This window comes from Stenotrophomonas sp. 57 (genome assembly GCF_030291075.1).
GTDB lineage: Bacteria > Pseudomonadota > Gammaproteobacteria > Xanthomonadales > Xanthomonadaceae > Stenotrophomonas.
On sequence record NZ_CP127407.1, the window covers coordinates 923,116 to 946,423 of the forward strand.

Sequence of the window (23,308 nt, forward strand, 5' to 3'; positions counted from 1 at the left end):
ACGTGCAGTGACGCTTTTGACCTGACTGAACGCAGATGCGGTCGATCACAGTTCCTGATCTTCATTCGCGTCAACTATTGAATTCACACGACCCGCGCAGGCCATATGGCCAGACCCGGCAAACCCGGGCGTGCTGCATCAACGCTGTTCACATCATTCAAGGAGCGACGCAATGTTGTCCAGATCGATTGGCAAAGCGGCAGGTGGCCTGGTGTTGGGTTTGTCGGTGGCAGCGGCCGCGCACGCGGCACCGTTGTTCGAGCCGGTCACGGTGATCAGCCGGGCATCCGCTAACAGTGAGCCCGCACTCGGCAAGCTGCTGGCCACGCCGTCCACGGCGACGGTACAGGAAGTGCGTGTCGACGCCGCGGCTACGGCGCAACCGCAGCTGGAGTTCGAGCTGCTCGGCAAGCGCGTGCAGGCGGTGCGCAGCAAGGTCGAAGCTCTGCCCGATGGCGGCAGCATCTGGTACGGCCAGTTCCGCTCGCCGTCCGACCGGCTGACCGCGACCACCTCCAGCGGCCAGGACGATCCGGGCAATTCGCTGATCCTGGTGCGCTCGGGCGACACGATCACCGGTTCGATCCGCAAGGACGGCAAGCTGTATCGCCTGCGTCCGCTGGGCAACCGCCACGTACTGGTGGAAGTGGACGAATCGCGGATGCCGGCCGATCATCCGGCCGACTACAACCAGCTGCCGAAGATCCCGATGGGCGACAACGACCACATCGGCATCGCGCAGGCTTCGTCGGGCACGCCGGCGACCATCCGCGTGCTGGTGGTGGCGACCAACGCTGCGGTGTCAGCCTACGGCGGCAACATGCAGTCGCTGGTGCAGCTGGCGGTGGCTGAGTCCAACCAGGGCTACGTCAACAGCAACGTCGGCATCACCTTGCAGCTGGCCGGCTACGAGACCACCAGCTACAGCGAGTCGGGCAGCTTCGATACCGATCTGGCGCGCTTCCGTGGCACCAGTGATGGCTACATGGACAGCATCCATACCAGCCGCAACAGCACCGCAGCCGACGTCGGCGTACTGCTGATCAACAACGCCGCGTACTGCGGCCTAGCCTCTGGCATCGGCTCGACCGCATCGACCGCATTCGCGGCGGTGTACTGGGATTGCGCGACCGGCTACTACTCGTTCGCGCATGAGATCGGCCACCTGCAGAGCGCGCGGCATGACATCGCCACGGACTCGAGCACCTCGCCCTACGCCTATGGTCACGGCTACCGCTATGAACCGGCCAGCGGCACCGGCTGGCGCACGATCATGGCCTACAACTGCACCCGCAGCTGCCCGCGCCTGAACTACTGGTCCAACCCGAACATCAGCTACAACGGCATCCCGATGGGCAATGCCAGTACCGCCGACAACCAGCGTGTGCTGGTCAATACGAAGGCCACCATCGCGGCCTTCCGCTGAGTCCGTACAGTCCGCGGCCGCCTTGCGCGGCCGCGGATGTCCTGCCGGCAGGACTTACCCGCGGGCCAGGGTATCAAGCGACCAGCCGCTGGCATCCACGCGCAGCACCGAACCCTGCTCGTACCAGTCGCCCAGCACGATGCGGGTGCAGGCGCGGCCACCGGCCTGCAGCGAATGGATCGCCGGGCGATGGGTGTGGCCATGGATCATGGTGTCCACGCCGTGGCGCACGAAGGTGGCATCGACTTCGGCCGGGGCCACGTCGGTGACGGTCTCGAACTGCGCGCGATCACCCTGCTTCATTTCCGACTGGCGGGCCTGGCTGGCTTCGCGCGCCTTCTGCGCGAACGCGATGCGCGCGGCCAGTGGCTGCGACAGGAACTGCGCCTGGAACACCGGGTCGCGCGTCTGCGCGCGGAACTGCTGGTAAGGAATGTCGTCGGTGCACAGCAGGTCGCCGTGCTGCAACAGCACCGGGCGGCCATACAGTTCGATCAGGCACGGGTCGGGCAGGATGCGCAGGCCGGCGCGGCGCGCGTAGTCCTCGCCGAGCAGGAAATCGCGGTTGCCGCGGATGAAGTACACCGGCACGCCGCTGTCGGACAGCACCTTCAGCGCATCGGCCACCGCATCGGCGGCAGGCGAGGGCGTGTCATCGCCAATCCAGGCTTCGAACAGGTCGCCGAGGATGTACAGCGCATCGGCGCCGGGCGCCTGCTCGCGCAGGAAGCGCAGGAACAGATCGGTGATCTCCGGACGGCTGGGGTCCAGGTGCAGGTCGGAAATGAACAGCGTGGTCATGCGGCCATTCTAGGACATCCACCGCCGGGCATGGCCCGGCGCTACCGAACGGATCTGACCCCGGGGGCTACACCGGCAACGGCAACCAGGCCAGGCTGGCCGAGGCCAGCCCGATGGCGATGCCGGTGGCGGCCAGCACGTCGCTGGGGTAATGCAGGCCCAACACCACACGCGACAGCGCCACGCCCACCGTGAACGGTACCAGCAGCGGCGCCAGCCACGGGTAGTAGGCCAGCGCCACGATGGTGAACGACACCGCGTGCAGGGTGTGGCCGGAGGGGAAGCTGAACTCATCCAGCGGTGCCACCCAGGCGCGGATGCGCAGGTCGGCCGCATACGGGCGCGGGCGCCGGGTCCAGCGCTTCAGGCCTTTGTACAGCAACAGCGCGGCCAGGCCGGTGGCGGCCATGTGCACGGACGCGCGCAGGCCGTCGAAGCCATCGAGCAGCACCAGCGCGCCCATCAGCACATACCAGAACACGCCATCACCGAGCCGGCTGATGACCGCGAACACGCGGCGCACGCGGCGGCGGCGGCAGTAGTGGTTGGCCCGCCGGCACAGGCGGGCTTCGCGGTCGGCCAGCAGTTCAAGCCGCGTTGTGCGCATGGCCGATCCTCCGCGACTGCGCCAGTTCGGCCAGCAGGGCATCGAACTCCGCCACCACCTGCTGCGGATGCAGGCGCTTCATGGCGCGTGCGGCGTTGCCGCCCAGCGTCCTGCGCTGCGCGTCATCCGCAGCCAGCTGCACGGCCGCTTCGATGAACTGCTCATCGTTGTCCACCGCGGCGCCATTCTCGCCACTGCGCAGGTACTCGCGGGCAGCGCCATAGTCGAAGGCCACGGTTGCCACGCCGCTGGCCATGCTTTCAAGGGTCACGTTGCCGAAGGTCTCGCTGCGGCTGGGGAACAGGAACAGATCGCCGCTGGCGAAATGGCGTGCAAGGGCTTCGCCGCGCTGGATGCCACAGAAGATGAAGTCGGGATTCTCGTGCGCCAGTTTTTCGCGGGCCGGACCATCGCCCACCCACACGAAGCGCGCCTTGGGACGGATCTGCTGCAGGCGGCGGAATGCCTTCACCGCCAGGCCGAGATTCTTCTCGGCGGCGATGCGGCCGACGTAGATCGCCACCAGGCCGTTGCCGTCCACGCCCCACTCCTCGCGCAGCGCAGGATCGCGCCGGCCGGGATCGAACTGCTGGCTGTCGACCGCACGGGCCAGCAGGCGTACGCGTTCGAAACCCTGTTCGCCGAGAAACTGCTGCAGTTCGCGGGTGGGTACCAGCGTTGCATCGGCCTGGTTGTGGAAACGACGCATCCAGCGCATCGCGGCGGCCTGCAGCCAAGCCACGCCATAGTCGGGCAGGTATTCGTCGAAGCGGGTGTGGAAGCCACTGGCCACCGGGATGCCGAGGCGCCGTGCGGTGCGCACCGCCGACCAGCCCAGCGGGCCTTCGGTGGCGACATAGACGGCATCGGGGCGTTGCTGCTGCCAATGGCGGCCGAGCCGGATCGGGGCCGGCAGCCCGAAGCGCAGACCGGGGTAACGCGGCAGGGCGGCACCCGGAACCAACAGGGTGCCCGCTGCGGAGTCCAGCGCTTCACTGGCCTGTCGCGGGCGGATCAGGTCGATCTCGTGGCCGGCGTTGCGCAGTCCCTGTTCCAGCCCCTGCACGGTCAGGGCAACGCCGTTCACTTCCGGCGGGTAGGTCTCGGTGACGATGGCATAGCGCATGGCGGGCCTCCGGGTTTCCGGCATGCTCGGTGCTGGCGATGTAGCCGATATGACCGCCTTGCGACCGGCAGATGACGCCGGTCGCGGCCGCTGCGGGCAGAAAAAAAACCACGGCCCCGAAGGGCCGTGGTCGTGGAGCTTCAACAACGCGGATGGATCAGAAGCGCTGCTGGTACTTCATGTACATGAAACGACCGATGTCGTAGCCGCCGTAGTAGGAGAACGACGAGTTCGGCTTGCTGTACATCACCGGGCCTTCCTTGCCGAACACGTTGTTGGCGCCAACCGACACGGTGGCATCCCACGGCAGGTTGTAGCGGAACTGCACGTCATGGAAGGTGACCGCGCCACGCTCGTTGTAATCGCGCGTCCCCTTGATCCACGGGGCCATGAAGCCCGGATCGGAGCACTCATCCGCGTAACGGGTGGCGTTGAGGCAACGCTCCTTCACGCCGGAGTAGTAACGCGCGGTCCAGCTGACGCCGAAGTCACCGATATCCCAACCCAGCACCAGGTTCGAACGCACCCGGAAGGCCAGGCTGGTGTTGGTGCCGATGGTGTTGGCCACGCCGTTGATCGGGGTGGGCACCACGCCGGTATCGTTGGTGGAACGGTAAATGTTCTTGCTGACATAGGTGCTGGTCCAGCCAGCGCTCAGCTTGCCGTAGCTGGTATCGACGCGGTAGCTGACGTCGAGGTCGTAACCTTCGGTCTCGGCAAAGCCGGCGTTGCGGTTGCCGAACCTCAAGCCAGTGACGATGCCGGTGGCCGCATCACGCGTGAAGCGGCTGCAACGTGCCTGGATGCCCTGCTCGTAGCAGTCGGTGAGGATCTGGTTCGGGCTGTCATCGACGATGGTGTTGTCGATGCGGATCTTCCACCAATCCAGCGCAACGTTGAAGTTGCTGATGAAGGTCGGGCTCCACACCACGCCCAGCGTCTTGCTGGTCGAGGTTTCCGGGGTCAGTTGCGGATTGGAACCGGACACGAACGGCGTCGGCGTTGCGTCCTGCGCGGTGGTCACCGGCGTATTGCCCTGGCGCAGCTGACGGAAGTTGCCGGCATCGGCGATGTCGCGTGCGCAGCGTGCGCGGACTTCCGGACTGTTCTTGGAAGCGCCGAACACGGTGTCGCAGGGATCGCTGAACTGCGCGAAGGTTTCGGAACCGCCACCGTACAGGTCGCTGATGGTCGGTGCACGGAAACCTTCAGCCCAGGTACCGCGGACCAGCAGCTGGTCGATCGGCTTCCACTTGAAGCCGAACTTGCTGTTGAGGGTGTTGCCGAAGGTGTTGTACTCGGAGAAACGCGTTGCGGCGCTGAGGCTCAGTTCCTTGGCGCCCGGCAGGTCGGCCAGGATCGGCACGTTGAGCTCCAGGTACGCTTCCTTCACCGTGTAGCTGCCACCGGTCGGGCCAGCGGCCAGGTTGGTGGTGGCACCGGTCTGGGCCAGCGCGTCAGGCGTGTACTGGCCATCTTCCTTGCGGCTCTCAACGCCGAAGGCAAAGCCCAGGTCGCCGGCCGGCAGGGTGATGATGCTGCCCGACAGGTTGGCGAACGCGTTCTTGGTGGTGGTGCGGCCGGTGGTTTTCTCGGCCGGGAACAGCCAGGACAGCAGCTCTTCGTTGCCGGTCAGGCCGTACGGATCGTTCTTGCCAAACGGCACCAGCGGGTTCCACGGCTTGCAGCCATCGATGACCGCGCCCTGGCGGCCGCACATCACCTTGCCGGTGGCCGGGTCGAGGAACGACGGGCCCACGGCATCACGCACGCGCTTCTTGTGCAGGTTGCCGGTGGCGGTGGCGGTCAGCTCATTGCGGTTGTACTGATAGCCCACGTCCCAGTCGAAGTAGCGCTGGCCGATCTCGAAGGAGCCATCCAGCGACACCACCGCGCGATAGGTCTTCAGTTCGCTGGTGCTTACGCGCGGTACTTCCCAGGTGCGGCGGTTCCAGGACACTGCGGTCGGGTTGGCGTAGCCGTGCTGGCTGCCGAACGGGTTGAAGTAGCTGTCCCTGGACATCTGGCCAGTGGCGTTCGGGTCATTGGGGATGGACACCGAGCTGGACTGGGTCGGGTAGCCGGCGATCTGGCGCTCGGAGGAACGCTTGTTGTAGCCCAGCTCGGTACGCAGGTTGATGCTGTCGGTCAGCTTGAAGCGGCCATCGAAGTACACCGAATCACGCTTGATCGGGTACATGACGTGCATCTGATCGTTGGCATTGCTGACGTCGCCGGTGAACGGCGTCGTATCGGTCAGGTGGTAGTTGGCCGGGTTGGTCGGGTCGGCACCACGGTTGAGCGAGTAGCCGCAGCCCAGACGGGCATCGGTGCAGCCCGGCAGGCCCTTCAGGCCGGTGATCTGGCCCCACTGGCTCAGCGTGGTCCAGTTGGAGGGATCCTTCGGATTGTGGTCGCTGGTGCCGTACTTGCTGAACCAGCGGTCACGTGCCCACACGCCCTTTTCTTCGGAGTGTTCCAGCGCCAGGGTCAGCGACACGCGGTCGTTGCTCCAGCCACCGACCACGTCGAAGCGGTCGCGCGCGCCGTCCCCTTCGCTGTACTGGCCGTGGTAGACGTTGGCGGTCACGCCGTTGACGTTGGAACGGGTGATGATGTTGACCACGCCGGCCATCGCATCGGAACCATAGATGGCCGAGGCGCCATCCTTCAGCACTTCGATGCGCTCCACCGCCGACACCGGCAGCGAGGACACGTCCTGCAGGCCCGAGGTGCTGATGCCCAGGCGCTTGCCGTTGACCAGCACCAGAGTGCGCTGCGCGCCCAGGTTGCGCATGTCAATGTAGGTGCCGCCGGTGTTTTCGCCCGAGCTCAGTGCGTTGGCGCGGCTGATCGCCGGGCTGCCCATGGCGGTCACGTTCTGCAGGATGTCGGCGACCGAACTGAAGCCCTGGCGCTCGATGTCCACGCGGGTCATTGCCAGCACCGGCTGGGCGGTCTCCACATCGACCTGGCGGATGCGCGAGCCGGTGATTTCGATGCGATCCAGATTGGTCGGCGAAGCGTTGCCGCTGTCCTGGGCGAAGGCCGGCAGCGCGGCCACGGCGGTGGTCGTCACCAGGACGTGGGCAATGGCCTTGCCCAGCACGGTACGTGAAGTCATTACGTTCTCTCTCTCAAAGACGTAGGGAGATGCCCAAAAAAGCACCCAATTGCCCAGCGGAAGTGCGCCGGTGCCCCAATACTAGTCTCGGTAGTTAAGAGTTTGTAAATAGCCCGTGTCGAAATAATTCACCACGTGTCATGCTGGTGATGAAAATGTGAAGGAATTCGGGGGCTTGCAGATGAGATGCATCTATAGCGACGGTGGGTTGATGTTGCGGCGCAGCGCGAATTGCGCGCGGCCCGGGTCTCGCCCGGGCCGGATCAGGCCACGAACGGCCGGAACTGGATGCCCAGCCCGGCGATGCCGTCGGTTTCGCCGATCAGGTCGGCGCGCAGCAGTGGGCGGGCATCGATGAAGGCCTGCGGCACGATCAGTGACAGTCGGTTGTCGTCGGCGGTCAGTTCCAGCGCCGGCAGCGGGGCGTCTTCATGGGCGCGGTTGAGCAGCACCGCCAGGCGCAGCAGGGCGGCCAACCGGCGCGCGGTCAGCAGCAGGCGCTCGGGCAGGGCGTCGAAGGCGGTCCGGGGTACGCTGCGGCGATGGCTGCGCACCAGCGCGGCGAGCATCTGCTGTTCCTGCCGCGAGAAACCGGCGATGTCCGAGTGTTCCAGCACGTAGCTGCCATGCACGTGGTAGCCGCTGTGGGCAATCATCAGGCCCAGCTCGTGCAGGCGAGCGGCCCAGCCGAGCATGCGCGCATCGTCGGCATCGAGCTGCCAGCGTTCCTGCACCTGCTCCAGCAGTGACAGTGCGGTGTCCTGCACGCGGTCGGCCTGCACCGTGTCGATACCGTAGCGCTGGCTGAGCGCGGCCACCGATTCATCGCGCAGGTCGTTCTCACCGGCGCGGCCGACGATGTCGTACAGGATGCCTTCGCGCATCGCCGCCTTGCTGACCAGCAGCTTCTGCAGGCCCAGTGCCTGGAAGGCAGCCTCCAGTACCAGGATGCCGCCGGCGATGATCGGGCGGCGGTCGCTGGACAGCCCCGGCAACTGGATGTCGTCGATCTTCTTGGCTTTCAGCAGTTCGTCGCGCAGCTGCGGCAGGGCCTCGGCGGTGATCGCGCCCTTGCTCAGCTTCATGGTCGCGCAGATTTCGCTGATCGCCTTGTGCGTGCCGGACGAGCCAAGGGCTTCCTGCCAGCCCAGCGCGCGGTACTTGCTGGCGAACGGCTGGAACTCGCGGCCGATCTCGGCCAGCGCGTCCTTCCAGCGCTTCTTGCTCAGCTTGCCGCCCGGGAAGAAGCGGCGGGTGCTGGCGATGCAGCCGGCCTGCAGGCTTTCGCGCTCCAGGGTCTGCATGCCCATGCCGATGATGAATTCGGTCGATCCACCGCCGATGTCGATCACCAGCCGGCGCTGGCCGGGCTTTGGAGGTTGTGCGTGGGCCACGCCAAGGTAGATCAGGCGCGCCTCTTCGCGGCCGCTGACCACTTCGATGGCGTGTCCCAGCGCGGTTTCGGCCGGGACCAGGAACGACTGGGGAGAACGCAGCTGGCGCACGGTATTGGTGGCCAGGGCGCGCACCCGGTGCGGCGGCACATTGCGGATGCGCTGGCCGAAACGGGCCAGGCATTCCAGCGCGCGCTGCCGTGCGGCGGAAGAGAGTCCACCTTTGCCATCCAGGCCATCGGCCATGCGCACTGTCTCGCGCAGGCGGTCGATCACCCGCAGTTGGCCGAGCGTGTAGCGCGCGATGACCATGTGGAAACTGTTGGAGCCAAGGTCGATGGCGGCCAGCAGGTCGCCATCCTGCAATGCGGGCGGAGTCGTGGTGGTATGCGGCATGGGCGAATGTTAGCCGAAGGGGCGGTGTGCTCGTCACCGCGCGGCCTTCACATTTTGGAAGAAGGGAGTGCGGCAGGGCTGCGCCCTGCACCCGCAGAGGCAACGTCAACGTCAAAAGCGGGGTATCCGTGGGATGGCGGGGGTGGGTCCGGTTGCGGGGGGCGCCGTGAACCCATCCTTGGGGGCTTGGCCGCGGCATCGATGCCGCGGACTGATCTGGCCCCCCGCAACCGGACCCACCCCGCCTTCGACAGTTCCCTGCGATCTGCTGTTACGGCGTGCTGTGCGGCTGTTGGTGGGTGTCGACCTCGGTCGACACGGTAGATCCACGCCATGCGTGGATGAGTCCAAACGCGCCGACCTTGGTCGACACGTACCGGATCAGAGGCCCTGCATCAATGCCATCTGAGCAGAATGCGGGGCTTCGTCGTGGGCCGGTGCGCGCTTGTGGTACACGCCGTCGGCATCCAGCTCCCAGGCGTTGAGGTTGTCGTCCAGGTAGTTCTGCAGCACCTCGCGGTACACCCGCTTGGCCAGTTCCGGGTCAAGGATCGGGAAGCAGGTCTCGACCCGGCGCAGCAGGTTGCGTTCCAGCCAGTCGGCGCTGGCGCAGTACATCTCCGGCGCACCGTCGTTGCCGAACCAGTAGACGCGGCTGTGCTCCAGGAAGCGGCCGACGATCGAGCGCACGCGGATGTTGTCCGATACACCCGGCACGCCCGGGCGCAGGGTGCAGGCGCCGCGGATGATCAGGTCGATCTGCACGCCGGCCTGCGAAGCGGCGTACAGCGCGCGCACCACCTGCGGTTCGTTCAGGGCGTTCATCTTGGCGATGATCCGCGCCGGACGGCCGGCGGCGGCGATGCGCGTTTCGCGCTCGATGCGGCCGAGGATGCCGGTGTGCAGGGTGAAGGGCGACTGCAGCAGGCGCTTGAGCTTCATCTTCGACGCCAGCCCGGACAGCTGCTGGAACAGCAGGTGCACATCGTTGCCGATGTCCGGATCGGCGGTGATCAGGCTGATATCGGTGTACGCGCGTGCGGTGCCGCTGTGGTAGTTGCCGGTGCCCAGGTGCACGTAGCGGCGCAGCTTGCGGCCCTCGCGGCGCACGATCAGCAGCATCTTGGCGTGGGTCTTGTAACCGACCACGCCGTACACCACCTGCACGCCGGCTTCCTGCAGGCGATCGGCCAGGCCCAGGTTGGCCTCCTCGTCGAAGCGCGCGCGCAGCTCGACCACCACGGTCACGTCCTTGCCGTTGCGCGCGGCCTGGATCAGCGCATCGACAATGAGCGAATCCTTGCCGGTGCGGTACAGGGTCTGCTTGATCGCCAGCACGTTCGGGTCCACCGCCGCCTGCCGGATCAGGTCCAGCACGGCGGTGAAGGCATCGAACGGGTGGTGCAGCAGCAGATCCTGGCGCGCGGCCGTCTCGAAGATGCCGTCGCTGTCGCGCAGGGTGCGCGGGGTCATCGGCGGGTATTTCAGGTCCGGCTGTGCGATCAGGTCGTACAGCTGGATGATGCGGTTGAGGTTGACCGGGCCATCGATGCGGTACACCGCGTTTTCGGTCAGGCCGAAGTTCTGCAGCAGGGTGCGCACGATCTCCCGCGGCATGTCGTGGGCGATTTCCAGCCGCACCGCCGGCCGGTAGCCACGGTCGACCAGTTCGTCGCGCAGCGCCAGCGCCAGGTTCTCCACTTCTTCCTCGTCCACCACCAGTTCGGAGTTGCGGGTGACGCGGAACTGGTAGGCGCCCTGGACTTCCATGCCCGGGAACAGTTCATCAACGAAGGTGGACAGCACCGACGACAGGAACACGAAGTTCTGCGATCCACCCAGCTTTTCCGGCAGCTGGATGATGCGCGGCAGCGAGCGCGGCGCACGCACGATGGCCAGGTGGCCGGCGCGACCGAACGCGTCGGTGCCCTTCAGTACCACCACGATGTTCAGCGATTTGTTGAGGATCTTCGGGAACGGATGCACCGGGTCCAGGCCCAGCGGCGACAGCACCGGCATGATCTCGTTGCGGAAGTACGCGCGCAGCCAGCGCTTCTGGCGGTGGTTCCACGAATGGCGGCCGAGCACGCCGATGCCGGCGTCCATCAGCGCCGGGCGCAGCGTCTCGTTCCAGCAGCGGTACTGCTGGTCCACCAGTTCGGCGGCACGGTCGTGGATGGCGGTGAGGATGGCCTGCGGGCTCATGCCGTCCGGCGCCGGTGGCAGGCCGAATTCCTGCGCATGGCGCACGGCGGCGGCGCGGATCTCGAAGAATTCGTCCAGGTTGGTGCAGGAAATGCACATGAAGCGCAGGCGTTCCAGCAGCGGCACCTGCGGGTCCATCGCCTGCGCCAGCACGCGGAAGTTGAAATCCAGCTGCGACAGTTCGCGGTTGATGTAGAGCGCCGGGTCGCGCAGCGGATCGTTGTCCGGGCTCACGGGGAGGGGGAGGGATCCGAGGCTGCTCATGGCGTCATTCTTCGATGGAAGTCAGGGGGGCGGACTCGCGCGGGCGCACGTGGTCGGCATCGAAATGGCAGGAAAACACCGAGCCCTTGCCGACCTCGCTTTCAATCTCCAGCCGCGCGTGGTGCAGGCCGAGGATGTGCTTGACGATGGACAGGCCCAGTCCGGTACCGCCGCTTTCGCGGGAACGGCTGCTGGAGACACGGTAGAAACGTTCGGTCAGGCGCGGCAGGTGGGTGGCCGGAATGCCGTAACCAGAGTCGCGCACCGCCAGCACCGCGCCGTCGCCTTCGCGGCGGAATTCCACCGCGATGCGACCACCGGCCGGCGTGTAGCGCACCGCGTTGGTGACCAGGTTGGAGAAGGCGCTGTGCAGTTCCTTGGTCGAACCCTGCAGGTCGACACCGGCGAGGTCGTCGATGCTGATCTGGTGGCGGCCCTGGCTGTGCGCCTCGGCCTCGCGGCGCAGCGTGGCCAGCATCGGCTGCATGGCCACCGTCTCTTCCTCGCTGTGTTCCTGCGATTCGAGGCGCGACAGGGTCAGCAGGTCTTCGACGAGCTGGGCCATGCGTTGGCTCTGCTTGCGCATCTCTTCCAGCATCGGACCGGTGCCCGGGAAATCCTCCGGGTCCATCATGTCCAGGTAGCCGTGGACCACGGTGAGCGGCGTGCGCAGTTCGTGTGAAACGTTGGCGACGAAGTCGCGGCGCACCTGTTCCAGGCGCAGCAGCTTGCTGACGTCGCGGGCGATCAGCAGCCAGTAGTCCGACGAATAGGGAATCAGGCGCAGGTTGAGGCGGATCGCCGGGTCGACCGGCGAGGGGACGTCCAGGATCGGCTCGGCGTTGCGACCGCCGGCCAGCCAGTGGGCCAGCGGCATCGGCTGCAGGCGCTCGACCAGCGCCTCGCCGAGATCACCCGGATGATGCAGGCCGAGCAGGGCGGTGGCCGCTTCGTTGAACCATTGCACGCGCTGGCTGTTGCGGTCCAGCACCACCACCGCATCGGGCAGCGCGGCGGCGGCGGCGCGGTAGCTGCGCAGCATGTCGAGCAGGCGGCGCTTGCGAACGCGCATTTCCACCTGGTTGCGGTACAGCAGGCGGTCCAGCTCGTTCCAGACGCCAGTGCCTTCCTCGGCGGTGTCCCAGCGCTGGCGCGCGGTCAGCCGGCGCAGCACGCTGCGCAGGCGCCAGTAATGCCAGGCCAGGGTGGCCAGTGCGCCCAGTGCGATGCACAGCCACAGGTGACCCGTGAACCACCCCACCAGTCCGGAGAACAGCAGTACCGCGGCAACGGTGGCCAGGGTCTTCAACCAGGCAGAGCGGATGTGGCGGGGCATTGCGATCTCGTCGTTGAGGTGCGGCGGTTCACTGGGGTGAACCGAGGGTTATAGCAGAGTTGCCGACGCCGGCACCCGCGGGTGCGCGGCGCCGGCACGACGAGACTCAGGTGGCAGTGGAGAAGCGGTAACCGGCGCCGCGCACGGTCTGCACCATGTTCTCGGCGTTGAACGGTTCCAGCGTCTTGCGCAGGCGGCGGATGTGCACGTCGATGGTGCGCTCCTCCACGTACACGCTGCCGCCCCACACGTGGTCCAGCAGCTGGGCGCGGGTGTAGACGCGCTCGGGGTGGGTCATGAAGAAGTGCAGCAGGCGGTATTCGGTCGGGCCGATCGGCACCGGCTGGTCGTTGGCGAACACGCGATGGGCGGCGCCGTCGATGCGGATCGGGCCGACCGCCACGCTGCCGTCTTCGTCGTCCTCGCGAGCGCGGCGCATGACCGCACGGATGCGGGCGAGCAGTTCGCGCGCCGAGAACGGCTTGACCACGTAGTCGTCGACACCGGCTTCCAGGCCACCGACGCGGTCGTTCTCTTCGCCGCGGGCGGTCAGCATGATGATCGGCACTTCGCGCGTCAGGGTTTCCTTGCGCCAGCGGCGGGCCAGGTCCAGGCCGCTGGTACCGGGCAGCATCCAGTCCAGCAGGATCAGGTCGGGAACGCGGTCGGCGATCGCGGTCTGGGCCTCGCGGGCGTCGCCGGCGTGGACCGGTTCGTAATCGCCCTTGCGCAGGGCGAAGGCGACCATTTCACGGATCGCGGGCTCGTCATCGACGATCAGGATGCGTTTCTGCACGAGGACACCGTAGGGCTCGGTTACTGGAGTGGTGCCAGTAGACTACGGTTTGATGACATGTTTGTGACTGTCTGGCCGGAACCGGTCGGGATTGCCATCGACCGGTCATGCAGCGCTCAGCGGCGGTCCAGGTCCGGGTCCTGCACGCCCTGGCGGCGCAGTTCCAGCACGGTGGGGGTGATCGCCTCGATGCGCGCATCCACCCGCGCCCGGCCCACGTAGTCCAGTGCCGGGTTGCGTTTGAGCGCCTGCAGCTGCATCAGCGACTGCTCCGGGCGGCCGCTGAGGAAGGCGGCCTCGGCATAGGCTTCGCTGGCGCGGACACTGTCGCCGGCCAGCTCGCTGGCACGGGCGTATCGCTGCTGGAAGACCGGATCGTTACCACTTTGCGACAGCAGGGGCCGCAGCATGGCCTGTGCACGCTGGCCGGCCTCGCGGGTGCCCTGCTCGTTCAGGATCTCCGCGTAGGTCAGGGCCACGGGCCGGCTGTTGGGGTGCTCGCGCAGCAGCTGCTCGAAACGGGTGTTGGCCTGTGCGCCCAGCCCGGCGCGTGATTCGGCCTCGCCCAGGCCCAGTGCCAGCCACAGGTTGTCCGGACGGGTCTGCAGCAGGCTGGCCAGGGTCTGCCGGGCCTGCGCGGCACCGCTGCGGCCGCCGCGCATGACCGCCAGCGCCTGGCCGTAGCGCTGGGCGTCGTTGAGGCCGTCCTTCTGCCGCTTGGCCATGTCCGCGTATTCGCGCTCAAGCTCGGTGGTGGAATCGGCGCTGAGCACCCGCAGGCGCTCGCGTGCCCACTCGAAGTCGCCGCTGGCGCCACGGGCCAGCTGGCCCATCGGAATGCGCAGCACGCTGCCGGGCAGCAACGGGTTGTTCCCGCGCAGCAGCGGCTCGGCCAGGCCCGGGTCGGCCGGATTCACCCGCTCCTTGCGCTCGCCGCTGGGAGTGCTGGTGGTCAGCAGCACCGTGTCCTTCTTCATCTGCTCGGCGCGGGCCTTGGCCTCGCTGATGCGGGTGATGTTGACCGGGTGGGTGCGCAGGAACTCCGGCACGCTGTAGCCGCCCTCGTTGCCGCGCATCGCCGCCGACATGCGCTCGAAGAAGCCGGCCATCGCATCCACGTCGTAGCCGCTGCGCGACAGGGTGCGGATGCCGAGACGGTCGGCCTCGGACTCGTTGGAACGGGTGTAGTTGATCTGCCGCTGCTGCATCAGGCCCATGCCCGAGCTGATCGCGGCCATCGTCGCGTTGCCGGACGACGTGCTGTTGCTGGCCTGGGCGGCCACCACCGCCGCCAGCATGCCCAGCAGGATCGGAATCTGGTCGCGCTGGGCGCGCTCGACCCCGCGCAGCACGTGCTGCTGGGTGACGTGGGCGATTTCGTGGGACAGCACCGCAGCGACCTCGTCCTCACGCTCGGCGGTCAGCACCAGGCCGGCATTGACCCCGATGTAGCCGCCCAGCGTGGCGAAGGCGTTGATCTGGCGGTCCTTCATCACGAAGAACGTGTACGGCTGGCGTGGCTGGTCGCTGTTGGAGCCGAGCCGGGTGCCCATTGTCTGCAGCCAGTCGTTCACCAGCGGGTCGTCCAGCAGGTAGCCGTAGTTGCGCAGCTCGCGCAGCATCATCGCGCCGTACTCGGCCTGGCGCGCCGGGGTCAGCAGCTCGCCGGCCGAGGAGCCGATGTCGGGCAGCTTCTCCTGGGCCTGGGCCAGCGGCATGGCCAGGGCCAGGGTGACGGCGGTAGTCAGCAGCAGGGCTCGCAAGCAGGGGGTCCTCGGGCAGGGCGCGCCCAGCGTGGCAGGGCAGGGGGCAACCATTCGTTAATCCACAGTGTTGCGGCGGTGGCGTGGAAATTCCAGCGCACCGGTACCATATGTAGACCGTCGATCCATCGTGGAGTTTCCCGTGACAGCCCAGACCGCCGGCGGTGCCCCCGCCATCACCATCTATTCCACCGCCGTCTGCCCGTATTGCGTGGCCGCCAAGAACTTCCTGAAGAGCAAGGGCCAGCAGTGGACCGAGGTCCGCATCGACCTGGACCCGGTCGAGCGCGAGAAGATGATGGCGCTGACCCGCCGCACCAGCGTGCCGCAGATCTTCGTGGGTGATGTCCATGTCGGCGGCTACGACGACATGATGGCCCTGCACCGTGAAGGCAAGCTCGAGCCGCTGCTGGCCGGGCAGGGCCAGGCATGAGCGCGGCCGACGACGGCAGCAAGGACCGCATCGCCGAGTTCACCGAGTTCCGCAAGCGCATGAACGAGCGCATCCTGGGCGAACCGAACCAGGTCGTGCGCCGCTTCTTCGCGCTCGACACGCAGACCTACCAGGCCGGCGCACTGGACGTGAAGACCAAGGAGCTGCTGGGCCTGGTGGCCTCGATGGTGCTGCGCTGCGACGACTGCATCAGCTACCACGTGGCCCAGTGCAAGGACGCCGGGGTGACCCGCGAAGAGTTCTTCGAGACCTTCTCGGTCGGCCTGGTGGTGGGCGGCTCGATCGTGATCCCGCACCTGCGCCGCGCGGTCGACTTCCTCGACCAGCTCGAAGGGGGCGCCGCCGCCCCCGAAGCGCACGAGCACTGAGGTAGCGCCGGGCCATGCCCGGCGCTACCGGATCACGGCCGCGCACCGGGGCATTTCCCGCGATCCAACCGCCCAAGAGCCCCTTCTTGTTGAAGGGGCGCGCCGACAGGCGGGGGTAGAGGAGGAATGCGCGGGCAATTATGCCTTTGCCGGGGTCAGGACCATGGTCTACTTGGGTAGCCGGGCCCGGCTAAGGCATAATTGCCGGTGAAACTTCCTTTGCGCCGGCGTTTCCGGGCACGTCCGGACGGCGTTTTTCCCCCTGTTCGGAACATCGATCAATGACGCAGAAAATTACGGTCATCCGCGGCGACGGCATTGGCCCGGAAATCATGGACGCCACCCTGTTCGTGCTCGACCAGCTCAACGCTGGCCTGGAGTACGAAGACGCCGACGCCGGCCTGGTGGCCCTGGAAAAGCACGGCGACCTGATGCCGGCGGTGACCCTGGAATCGATCGCGCGCAACAAGGTGGCGCTGAAGAGCCCGCTGACCACTCCGGTCGGTGGTGGCTTCACCTCGATCAACGTCAGCCTGCGCCGCCACTTCGACCTGTACGCCAACGTGCGTCCGGCCCACACCTTCCCGAACACCAAGTCGCGTTTCGACAACGTCGACCTGATCACCGTGCGTGAGAACACCGAAGGTGCGTACCTGGCCGAAGGCCAGGAAGTGTCGGCCGATGGCGAGACCGCCTTCTCCGGCACCCGCATCACCCGCAAGGGCTCCGAGCGCATCGTGCGCTACGCCTTCGAGCTGGCCCGCAGCGTCGGCCGCAAGAAGGTTACCGCCGTGCACAAGGCCAACATCATCAAGTCGACCTCGGGCCTGTTCCTGAATGTCGCCCGTGAAGTGGCCGCGCAGTACCCGGACATCGAATTCCAGGAAATGATCGTCGACAACTGCTGCATGCAGCTGGTGATGCGTCCGGAACAGTTCGACGTGATCGTCACCACCAACCTGTTCGGCGACATCATCTCCGACCTGTGTGCCGGCCTCGTCGGCGGCCTGGGCCTGGCCCCGGGTGCCAACATCGGCAAGGACGCGGCGATCTTCGAAGCCGTGCACGGCACCGCGCCGGACATCGCTGGCCAGGGCAAGGCCAATCCGTGTGCGCTGCTGCTGGCAGCCGCGCAGATGCTGGACCACGTCGGCCAGCCGGAAAACGCCGAGCGCCTGCGCAAGGCCATCGTGGCGACCATGGAAGCCAAGGACTCGCTGACCGGCGACCTGGGCGGCACCGGCACCACCATGAGCTTCGCCAAGGCCATCGCCAGCCGCCTGTAAGCAGCTGGTCGACCTCGGTTGGATCCCAGCGGGGCGCCTTCGGGCGCCCCGTTGCGTTTTCCGGTAGATCCACGCCATGCGTGGATGACGGAATGATCGGTTGTGCGGTTTTCGCACAGATCATGTGCCGCCGCACGGCTGGTTCGTGCGCCAATCGCTCCGCATCCTGTGCCCCGCACCCATCGCACAGGAACCCTCTTATGAACCTCACCGCCTTCGGCCTGGCCAGCCTGATCGGCATGGCCGCCACCGCCCCGGTCGCCGCCGCCGAACCGTCCCATCCCACCATCCGCCACATGGCCGGCGCGCCGGTCGCGGCCTCGCTGGATGCCGCGAAGACCGCCGTGCTGGTGATCGACTTCCAGAATGAATACTTCGATGCCAGCGCCGCGCCCGGCTTTGCCGGTGGCCGCATGGTCATTCCCGATGGCGTGGCGGCACTGCGCCAGGCCACGCGCGTGGTCGAGTTCGCCGATGCCAATGGCATCCGCGTCATCCATGTGCAGCACGTGCTGCCGGCCGGCGCGCCGCTGTTCGCGCAGGGCAGTGTCAATGCCGACTTCCATCGCGACCTGCAGCCGCGCGAGGGCGAAACCGTGGTGCAGAAGGACAACGTCAGCGTGTTCGCCGGCGCCTCGGCCGCCGTGCTCGACACCGTGCTGAAGGAGGCTGGCATCGACACCCTGATCGTCACTGGCCTGCAGACCCATGCCTGCGTGGCCGGCGCGGCCCGCGATGCCGCCGCTGCACCGCGCGGCTACCGCGTGATCGTCTCATCCGACGCCAGTGCCAGCCGTGACCTGGACCTGGCCGATGGCCGTCGCATCGAACATCGCGCGCTGCATGAGGCATCGCTGGCGCAGATCGAAGACACCTTCGGTGATGTCATGCGTACCGACGCGATCCTGGCGCTGCCGGTGCGCAAGGCCGGCGACGGCGCTTGATAAGCTGGCAGGGCCCGCATGCCGTGGGCCCTGCCAGGTGGAGCCGCCCGCTGATGGATCATTTCGCCGCCCTGCGTGCGCTGCGCGCCATCGTCGATGCCGGCAGCTTCACCGCTGCGGCCGAACGCCTTGGCACGACTCACTCGGCGATGTCACGGCAACTGCGGCAGCTGGAAGATCACCTGCAGGTTCGCCTGCTCGACCGCAACAGTCGGCGGCTGTCGCTGACCGAAGCCGGGCGCGACTACTACCGGGAGGCCGGCGTACTGCTCGATCGCCTGCAGGAAGCGGACGACCGCGCGCGCGCCGGGCAGGCGCAGCCCAGTGGCGCCTTACGCATCAGCGTGCCGCAGGTGGTCGCCAGCCAGGAGCTGCCCCAGTGGTTGCCGTCGTTCCTGCAGCGCTACCCGCAGGTCTCGCTGGACCTGTCGGCCGATGATCAACTGGTCGATGTAGTGGGGGGCGGTTTCGACCTGGCCCTGCGCATCGCGCCCTCGTTGCCGGACAGCCAGCTGGTCGCGCGCGAACTGGCCAGCTGCCCGCGCATCCTGGTTGCTGCGCCGGCCTATCTGGCACGTCGTGGTCTGCCGCGACAGGCTGCGGATCTCGAACAACATACGCTGCTGGGATTCAGTCCCACGCCGTCAATGCCGCCCTGGCAGCTGCAGGGGCCACGCGGTGCCAGCGTGAGCATCGAGGCCGGCCAGCGCCTGCGCGTGGATGCCACGCCCGCGCTGTATGCCGCCGCGCTGGCCGGAATGGGCATCAGCCTGTTCACCGCACTGACCGTACAGGAGGACCTGCGCGCCGGTCGTTTGATCCGCGTGTTGCCGGCCTGGCATGCCGGTCAGCGCCGCTACTTCGCGCTGTATCCGCATGCACGGGCGCTGGCACCGAAAGTGCGCGCGCTGGTCGAGCACCTTGCGGCGCACTACGCTGCACAGAGGGGCGTGGCAGGTTAGCCGCGCGGTTGCAGCCGAGGTGGTGATGGAGTCGGTGTATCTGCTGGTCGCGCTTGGCGCGATCGTCGCCGGATTCGTACAAGGCTTGTCCGGCTTCGCCTTCGGCATGGTGGCGATGTCGTTCTGGGCATGGGGGCTGGAGCCGCGGCTGGCGGCGACGCTTTCGGTGTTCGGCGCGCTGGTTGGCCAGCTGGTGGCGGTGTTCACCGTGCGCCGCGGCTTCAACCTGCGCCTGCTGCTGCCGTTCGTGCTGGGCGGGCTGGCCGGCATCCCGATGGGCGTGATGGTGCTGCCGCAGCTGGACATGGCCTGGTTCAAGGCGCTGCTGGGGGGCTTCCTGGCGCTGTGGTGCCCGGTGATGCTGATGGCGCGCACATTGCCGCCAATCACCGTGGGTGGCCGTGTGGGCGATGCGATCGCCGGCATGGCCGGCGGCGTGCTCAGTGGCATCGGCGGTTTCGCCGGACCGGTGCCGACGCTGTGGAGCACGCTGCGCGGTTTCGGCAAGGACGAGCAGCGCGCGGTCATCCAGAACTTCAATCTGGCGATGCTGGCGGTGACCATGGCCACCTATGTCGGGAGTGGCCTGGTGACACGGCAGATGCTGCCGTACTTCGCCATCGTTGCACCGGCGATGCTGGTGCCGACGCTGTTGGGCGCGCGGGTCTACATCGGCATCAGCGAAGCGCGTTTCCGGCAGGTCGTGCTGAGCCTGCTGACCGCCTCCGGCATCGCCCTGCTGGCCTCCTCGCTGCCGGTGCTGTTGTCCCGTCCTGCCGGCGGCTGAGATTCAGGCCGGGCGGAACATGCGGAAGCGTTGTTCAGCGCCGATGCGGAAGTAGTCGGCGGGACCGCCGCCGCGCAGGATCGGCGCCGCCGCGGCGGTGTCGTAGATGCCATCGACGAGCAACCGTTCATCGATATGCACAGCGACCACTTCGCCCAGCACCAGCCAGCCGTTGGTGTCCTGGCCGGCGGCATCGCGCAGGCGGACGATCTGGGTGCAGCGACATTCCATGCTCACCGGGCTCTGTGCCACGCGGGGTGGCGCGACCTCTGTGGAGGCCAGTGGCGTCAGGCCGGCCAGGGCGAACTCGTCGACTTCCGGCCCGACCGCACGGCAGCTTTCGTTCATCGCCTCGGCCAGGTCGAACGTGGCCAGGTTCCAGACGAATTCACCGGTCGCTTCGATGTTGCGCAGCGAGTCTTTGCGGCCCTGGCTGGAGAAGCCGATGATCGGTGGGGTGTAGTTGAAGGCGTTGAAGAAGCTGTAGGGCGCCAGGTTCAATGCCCCTTCGGCGTCGCAGCTGGAAATCCAGCCGATCGGGCGTGGGCCGATGATGGCGTTGAACGGGTCGTGCGGCAGGCGGTGGCCGTCGGTCGGGCGGTAGCTGTGGAAGGTGTGGGGCATGGGGCGGGATTCCAAAAAAGAAGCCGTGGCCCTCGCGGACCACGGCTTGTCGTTTACGACCTGATGGGGCTCAGCGCTGCTGGATCTTCGACAGCAGGCGCAGGAACTCCACATACAGCCAGACCAGGGTCACCATCAGGCCGAATGCGCCATACCACTCCATGTACTTCGGCGCGCGCTGGGCCACGCCGGTTTCGATGAAGTCGAAATCGAGCACCAGGTTCAGCGCGGCGACGACCACCACGAACAGGCTGAAAGCAATGCCCAGCCAGCTGGAATCGTGGATCACCGGCACATCGATGTTGAAGAAGCCGAGCACGAACGAGGCCAAGTAGAGCAGGGCGATGCCGCCCGTTGCTGCGACCACGCCCATCTTGAAGTTCTCGGTGGCCTTGATCATGCCGCTGCGGTACGCGAACAGCAGCGCGGCCAGGGTGCCGAAGGTCAGCAGCACGGCCTGGAATACGATGCCCGGGTACTTCATGTTGAACAGGGCCGAGACGGCGCCCAGGAACAGGCCTTCGACCAGCGCGTACATCGGTGCGGTGACCGGCGACCATTCCTTCTTGAAGATGGTGATCAGCGCCAGCACCAGGCCGCCTATCGCGCCGCCCATGGCGTACACCTTGGCCGCGTCCATGACCTGGTCGTACTCGTCGACCGACTGGCCCCAGGCGAACGCCGCGGTCAGCACGGTCAGCAGCAGCAGGATGCCGGTCTTGTTGGCGGTGCCGTTGAGGGTCATCACCTGGTCGGGGCTGGTCACCACCGAGCCACTGGCGAGGTCGAGGAAGGTCGACTCGGAAAGAGCCGGGTTGCCGCTGCGCATGCGTGTTCTCCGTGCGAATGAGGGGCTGGACGGCCATCCGGCCGATGACCGGGAGCATAGCCGATGGCTGCGCGTGGTGCCGTACCACGCGTCGGGTCCGGGTCGCCGCGTTGACAGTTCATGATGCGCTTGGCCACAATGACCAGCTCCCCGGGCCTGGCCCGAGGGGATTGCAAGACCGGGGTATAGCGCAGTCTGGTAGCGCGCCTGCTTTGGGAGCAGGATGTCGGGGGTTCGAATCCCTCTACCCCGACCAATCCCACGCCACGTCGGATTGGACACCGTTCCGGTTCGGGCGCCCGTAGCTCAACTGGATAGAGCACCGGCCTTCTAAGCCGGCGGTTACAGGTTCGATTCCTGTCGGGCGCGCCATTGGCGAGGCACCGGGGTCGCATCAACGGATGTGAAGAAGTGCTTGCAAAAGCGTAAAGACTCCACCAGAATATCGGACTCGCTTCGGCGGATCGGAACTTCGGTGACAGTCTCCAGGCAAAGGTTTGAAGTTCCCGCGTCGGCAGTAGCGGCGTGGAGCGAAAGTTTCAGTGGTGGCTGTAGCTCAGTTGGTTAGAGTACCGGATTGTGATTCCGGTGGTCGGGGGTTCGAATCCCCTCAGCCACCCCACTGATTCAACCGCGTCGGCGCAGCCGAAACGGTATTGCAATAAACAGAATGCACGCTACAATGTGCGTCTGAGTTTCACGGGCCGTTAGCTCAGTTGGTAGAGCAGTTGACTCTTAATCAATAGGTCCAAGGTTCGAATCCTTGACGGCCCACCAAAACGGAAGCCACCTGGTACGCCAGGTGGCTTTTTTCTTATAAGTGTGACCCCTTCGTTTCGATGGATCACATGCTGCAGAACCCCGCCTGGCGCGGATCTGCAGCAGCAGCGGGACCGCAGTGCTGGTTTCAACGACGTTGAAAAAAGTGCTTGCGCCCTCCGAGCGGATCGGGTCATAATTCGCGCCCCGATTTCGGGCTGTTAGCTCAGTTGGTAGAGCAGTTGACTCTTAATCAATAGGTCCAAGGTTCGAATCCTTGACAGCCCACCAGACGAAAGCCACTTGGTCAGCCAAGTGGCTTTTTTCTTGCCTGTGGCCGGGCTGTGGGCGTGGATCCACTGAAGCGGCGATGAAACCGGGGTCATACGCGTCATCAGTGTTTTCAATGCTGTGCGCTGCTTCTCACCGCTTCGTGTCCTGCATCGCACTCAATGGTTCTTCCGCGCCGATGGCGCATGCATGAAGAAGAATCTGATGACCGATATCAACCGACGCGTTTCAGGGGCGCTGGTTCTGCTCGCGCTGGCGGCGCTCGCTGCCTGCAGCCCGCCGGGCGACCCGGCGCAGACCGTGCAGCGCGACGCCGATGCGCAGCATGTTCCCGCACGTCCTGTCGGTGAGGCGATGGAGATGCAGCCGGCGGCACCGGCTGAAGGCGTGACCCAGCCCGAAGCGGTGCAGCTGCGCCGGACCGACGGCGGTGGCATCGAGGTCCGCAACGTGGACGCAGCAGGCGGGCAGGGAGCTGACGCAGCGCCCGCCGCACCCCTGAAACCCTGATCCAAGCCCGTCCCGGGCGGCTGCCGGTCGCCCGGGATGGCAGATTCAGCTTTGTGCAGGCCTTCCGCTTCCGGCCCCCGCCTGCGACAATGAACGCCTGTGCCGGCCACGCGAAAGTGGCGGAATTGGTAGACGCCCTGGATTTAGGTTCCAGTGCCGCAAGGCGTGGGGGTTCGAGTCCCCCCTTTCGCACCAGTGCCGGCCTGTCTCCCCGCCCAGATCGGGCCCGCTGCGCCCCTTGACCAGCACGCGCTGG

At 66.6% G+C, this 23,308-nt stretch carries 19 protein-coding genes and 6 tRNA genes; 14 read left to right on the forward strand and 11 right to left on the reverse strand.

Annotated features, from left to right (window positions below):
* Positions 1 to 172 precede the first annotated feature (172 nt).
* Positions 173 to 1,426 (forward strand): zinc-dependent metalloprotease, encoded by a 1,254-nt coding sequence (locus tag QP512_RS04145; protein ID WP_286071074.1) that lies wholly within the window; start codon positions 173 to 175, stop codon positions 1,424 to 1,426.
* A 54-nt stretch (positions 1,427 to 1,480) separates the two neighbouring features.
* Here QP512_RS04145 and lpxH read toward each other — a convergent pair whose 3' ends face one another.
* From lpxH to QP512_RS04190, 9 genes are all read right to left on the reverse strand, one after another.
* Positions 1,481 to 2,227, reverse strand: a complete 747-nt coding sequence (gene lpxH, locus QP512_RS04150; protein ID WP_286071075.1) for a UDP-2,3-diacylglucosamine diphosphatase — start codon at positions 2,225 to 2,227, stop codon at positions 1,481 to 1,483.
* A gap of 67 nt (positions 2,228 to 2,294) precedes the next feature.
* The gene (locus QP512_RS04155; RefSeq protein ID WP_286071076.1) at positions 2,295 to 2,834 is read right to left on the reverse strand and encodes a phosphatase PAP2 family protein; all 540 of its coding nucleotides are present in this window, start codon (positions 2,832 to 2,834) and stop codon (positions 2,295 to 2,297) included.
* Positions 2,815 to 3,960 (reverse strand): glycosyltransferase family 1 protein, encoded by a 1,146-nt coding sequence (locus tag QP512_RS04160; RefSeq protein ID WP_286071077.1) that lies wholly within the window; start codon positions 3,958 to 3,960, stop codon positions 2,815 to 2,817. The genes QP512_RS04155 and QP512_RS04160 overlap by 20 nt, the downstream gene beginning before the upstream one ends.
* Before the next feature lie 157 nt (positions 3,961 to 4,117).
* Entirely contained in the window at positions 4,118 to 7,084 is a 2,967-nt protein-coding gene (locus QP512_RS04165; RefSeq protein ID WP_286071078.1) for a TonB-dependent receptor, read from the reverse strand.
* A 263-nt stretch (positions 7,085 to 7,347) separates the two neighbouring features.
* Positions 7,348 to 8,874, reverse strand: a complete 1,527-nt coding sequence (ppx, locus tag QP512_RS04170; RefSeq protein ID WP_286071079.1) for an exopolyphosphatase — start codon at positions 8,872 to 8,874, stop codon at positions 7,348 to 7,350.
* Positions 8,875 to 9,255: 381 nt separating this feature from the next.
* Positions 9,256 to 11,343 (reverse strand): polyphosphate kinase 1, encoded by a 2,088-nt coding sequence (ppk1, locus tag QP512_RS04175; protein ID WP_286071080.1) that lies wholly within the window; start codon positions 11,341 to 11,343, stop codon positions 9,256 to 9,258.
* Between the two features lie 4 nt (positions 11,344 to 11,347).
* Positions 11,348 to 12,679, reverse strand: a complete 1,332-nt coding sequence (phoR, locus tag QP512_RS04180) for a phosphate regulon sensor histidine kinase PhoR (RefSeq protein ID WP_087921666.1) — start codon at positions 12,677 to 12,679, stop codon at positions 11,348 to 11,350.
* A gap of 106 nt (positions 12,680 to 12,785) precedes the next feature.
* A complete protein-coding gene (gene phoB / locus QP512_RS04185; RefSeq protein WP_005408258.1) occupies positions 12,786 to 13,475 on the reverse strand; it encodes a phosphate regulon transcriptional regulator PhoB in 690 nt (229 codons plus the stop codon).
* 116 nt (positions 13,476 to 13,591) lie between these two features.
* On the reverse strand, positions 13,592 to 15,292 hold the full coding sequence (locus QP512_RS04190) for a M48 family metalloprotease (protein WP_204323514.1): 1,701 nt from the start codon (positions 15,290 to 15,292) through the stop codon (positions 13,592 to 13,594).
* Positions 15,293 to 15,380: 88 nt separating this feature from the next.
* On the opposite strand from QP512_RS04190, the gene grxC reads away from it, so the two are divergent.
* From grxC to QP512_RS04220, 6 genes are all read left to right on the forward strand, one after another.
* Positions 15,381 to 15,671 carry a glutaredoxin 3 gene (grxC, locus tag QP512_RS04195; RefSeq protein WP_049400919.1) on the forward strand — a complete coding sequence of 97 codons (291 nt, stop codon included), beginning with the start codon at positions 15,381 to 15,383 and terminating at the stop codon, positions 15,669 to 15,671.
* The gene (locus QP512_RS04200) at positions 15,668 to 16,060 is read left to right on the forward strand and encodes a carboxymuconolactone decarboxylase family protein (RefSeq protein WP_164082272.1); all 393 of its coding nucleotides are present in this window, start codon (positions 15,668 to 15,670) and stop codon (positions 16,058 to 16,060) included. Before grxC ends, QP512_RS04200 begins: the two co-directional genes overlap by 4 nt.
* Positions 16,061 to 16,341: 281 nt before the next feature.
* Positions 16,342 to 17,346: an isocitrate dehydrogenase gene (locus tag QP512_RS04205; protein ID WP_107229995.1), complete on the forward strand. Its 1,005-nt coding sequence runs from the start codon at positions 16,342 to 16,344 to the stop codon at positions 17,344 to 17,346.
* Positions 17,347 to 17,546: 200 nt separating this feature from the next.
* Complete coding sequence (locus QP512_RS04210) at positions 17,547 to 18,290, forward strand: isochorismatase family cysteine hydrolase (RefSeq protein WP_164082271.1); 744 nt, start codon at positions 17,547 to 17,549, stop codon at positions 18,288 to 18,290.
* A gap of 53 nt (positions 18,291 to 18,343) precedes the next feature.
* Complete coding sequence (locus QP512_RS04215; protein ID WP_286071081.1) at positions 18,344 to 19,252, forward strand: LysR family transcriptional regulator; 909 nt, start codon at positions 18,344 to 18,346, stop codon at positions 19,250 to 19,252.
* A 25-nt stretch (positions 19,253 to 19,277) separates the two neighbouring features.
* Positions 19,278 to 20,039: a sulfite exporter TauE/SafE family protein gene (locus tag QP512_RS04220; protein WP_286071082.1), complete on the forward strand. Its 762-nt coding sequence runs from the start codon at positions 19,278 to 19,280 to the stop codon at positions 20,037 to 20,039.
* Between the two features lie 3 nt (positions 20,040 to 20,042).
* Here QP512_RS04220 and QP512_RS04225 read toward each other — a convergent pair whose 3' ends face one another.
* Entirely contained in the window at positions 20,043 to 20,663 is a 621-nt protein-coding gene (locus QP512_RS04225; RefSeq protein ID WP_164082268.1) for a flavin reductase family protein, read from the reverse strand.
* A 70-nt stretch (positions 20,664 to 20,733) separates the two neighbouring features.
* Entirely contained in the window at positions 20,734 to 21,492 is a 759-nt protein-coding gene (locus QP512_RS04230; RefSeq protein WP_164082267.1) for a Bax inhibitor-1/YccA family protein, read from the reverse strand.
* Between the two features lie 179 nt (positions 21,493 to 21,671).
* On the opposite strand from QP512_RS04230, the gene QP512_RS04235 reads away from it, so the two are divergent.
* The 7 genes from QP512_RS04235 to QP512_RS04265 all read left to right on the forward strand — a co-directional run bounded on the left by QP512_RS04235 (position 21,672) and on the right by QP512_RS04265 (position 23,247).
* Positions 21,672 to 21,748 (forward strand) — tRNA-Pro (locus QP512_RS04235).
* Positions 21,749 to 21,787: 39 nt separating this feature from the next.
* A tRNA-Arg gene (locus QP512_RS04240) sits at positions 21,788 to 21,864 on the forward strand.
* 173 nt (positions 21,865 to 22,037) lie between these two features.
* Positions 22,038 to 22,114 (forward strand) — tRNA-His (locus QP512_RS04245).
* A gap of 79 nt (positions 22,115 to 22,193) precedes the next feature.
* Positions 22,194 to 22,269 (forward strand) — tRNA-Lys (locus QP512_RS04250).
* 197 nt (positions 22,270 to 22,466) lie between these two features.
* Positions 22,467 to 22,542 (forward strand) — tRNA-Lys (locus QP512_RS04255).
* Positions 22,543 to 22,746: 204 nt separating this feature from the next.
* Complete coding sequence (locus QP512_RS04260; protein ID WP_164082266.1) at positions 22,747 to 23,052, forward strand: hypothetical protein; 306 nt, start codon at positions 22,747 to 22,749, stop codon at positions 23,050 to 23,052.
* Between the two features lie 110 nt (positions 23,053 to 23,162).
* Positions 23,163 to 23,247: transfer RNA gene (locus QP512_RS04265), tRNA-Leu, on the forward strand.
* Positions 23,248 to 23,308 lie beyond the last annotated feature (61 nt).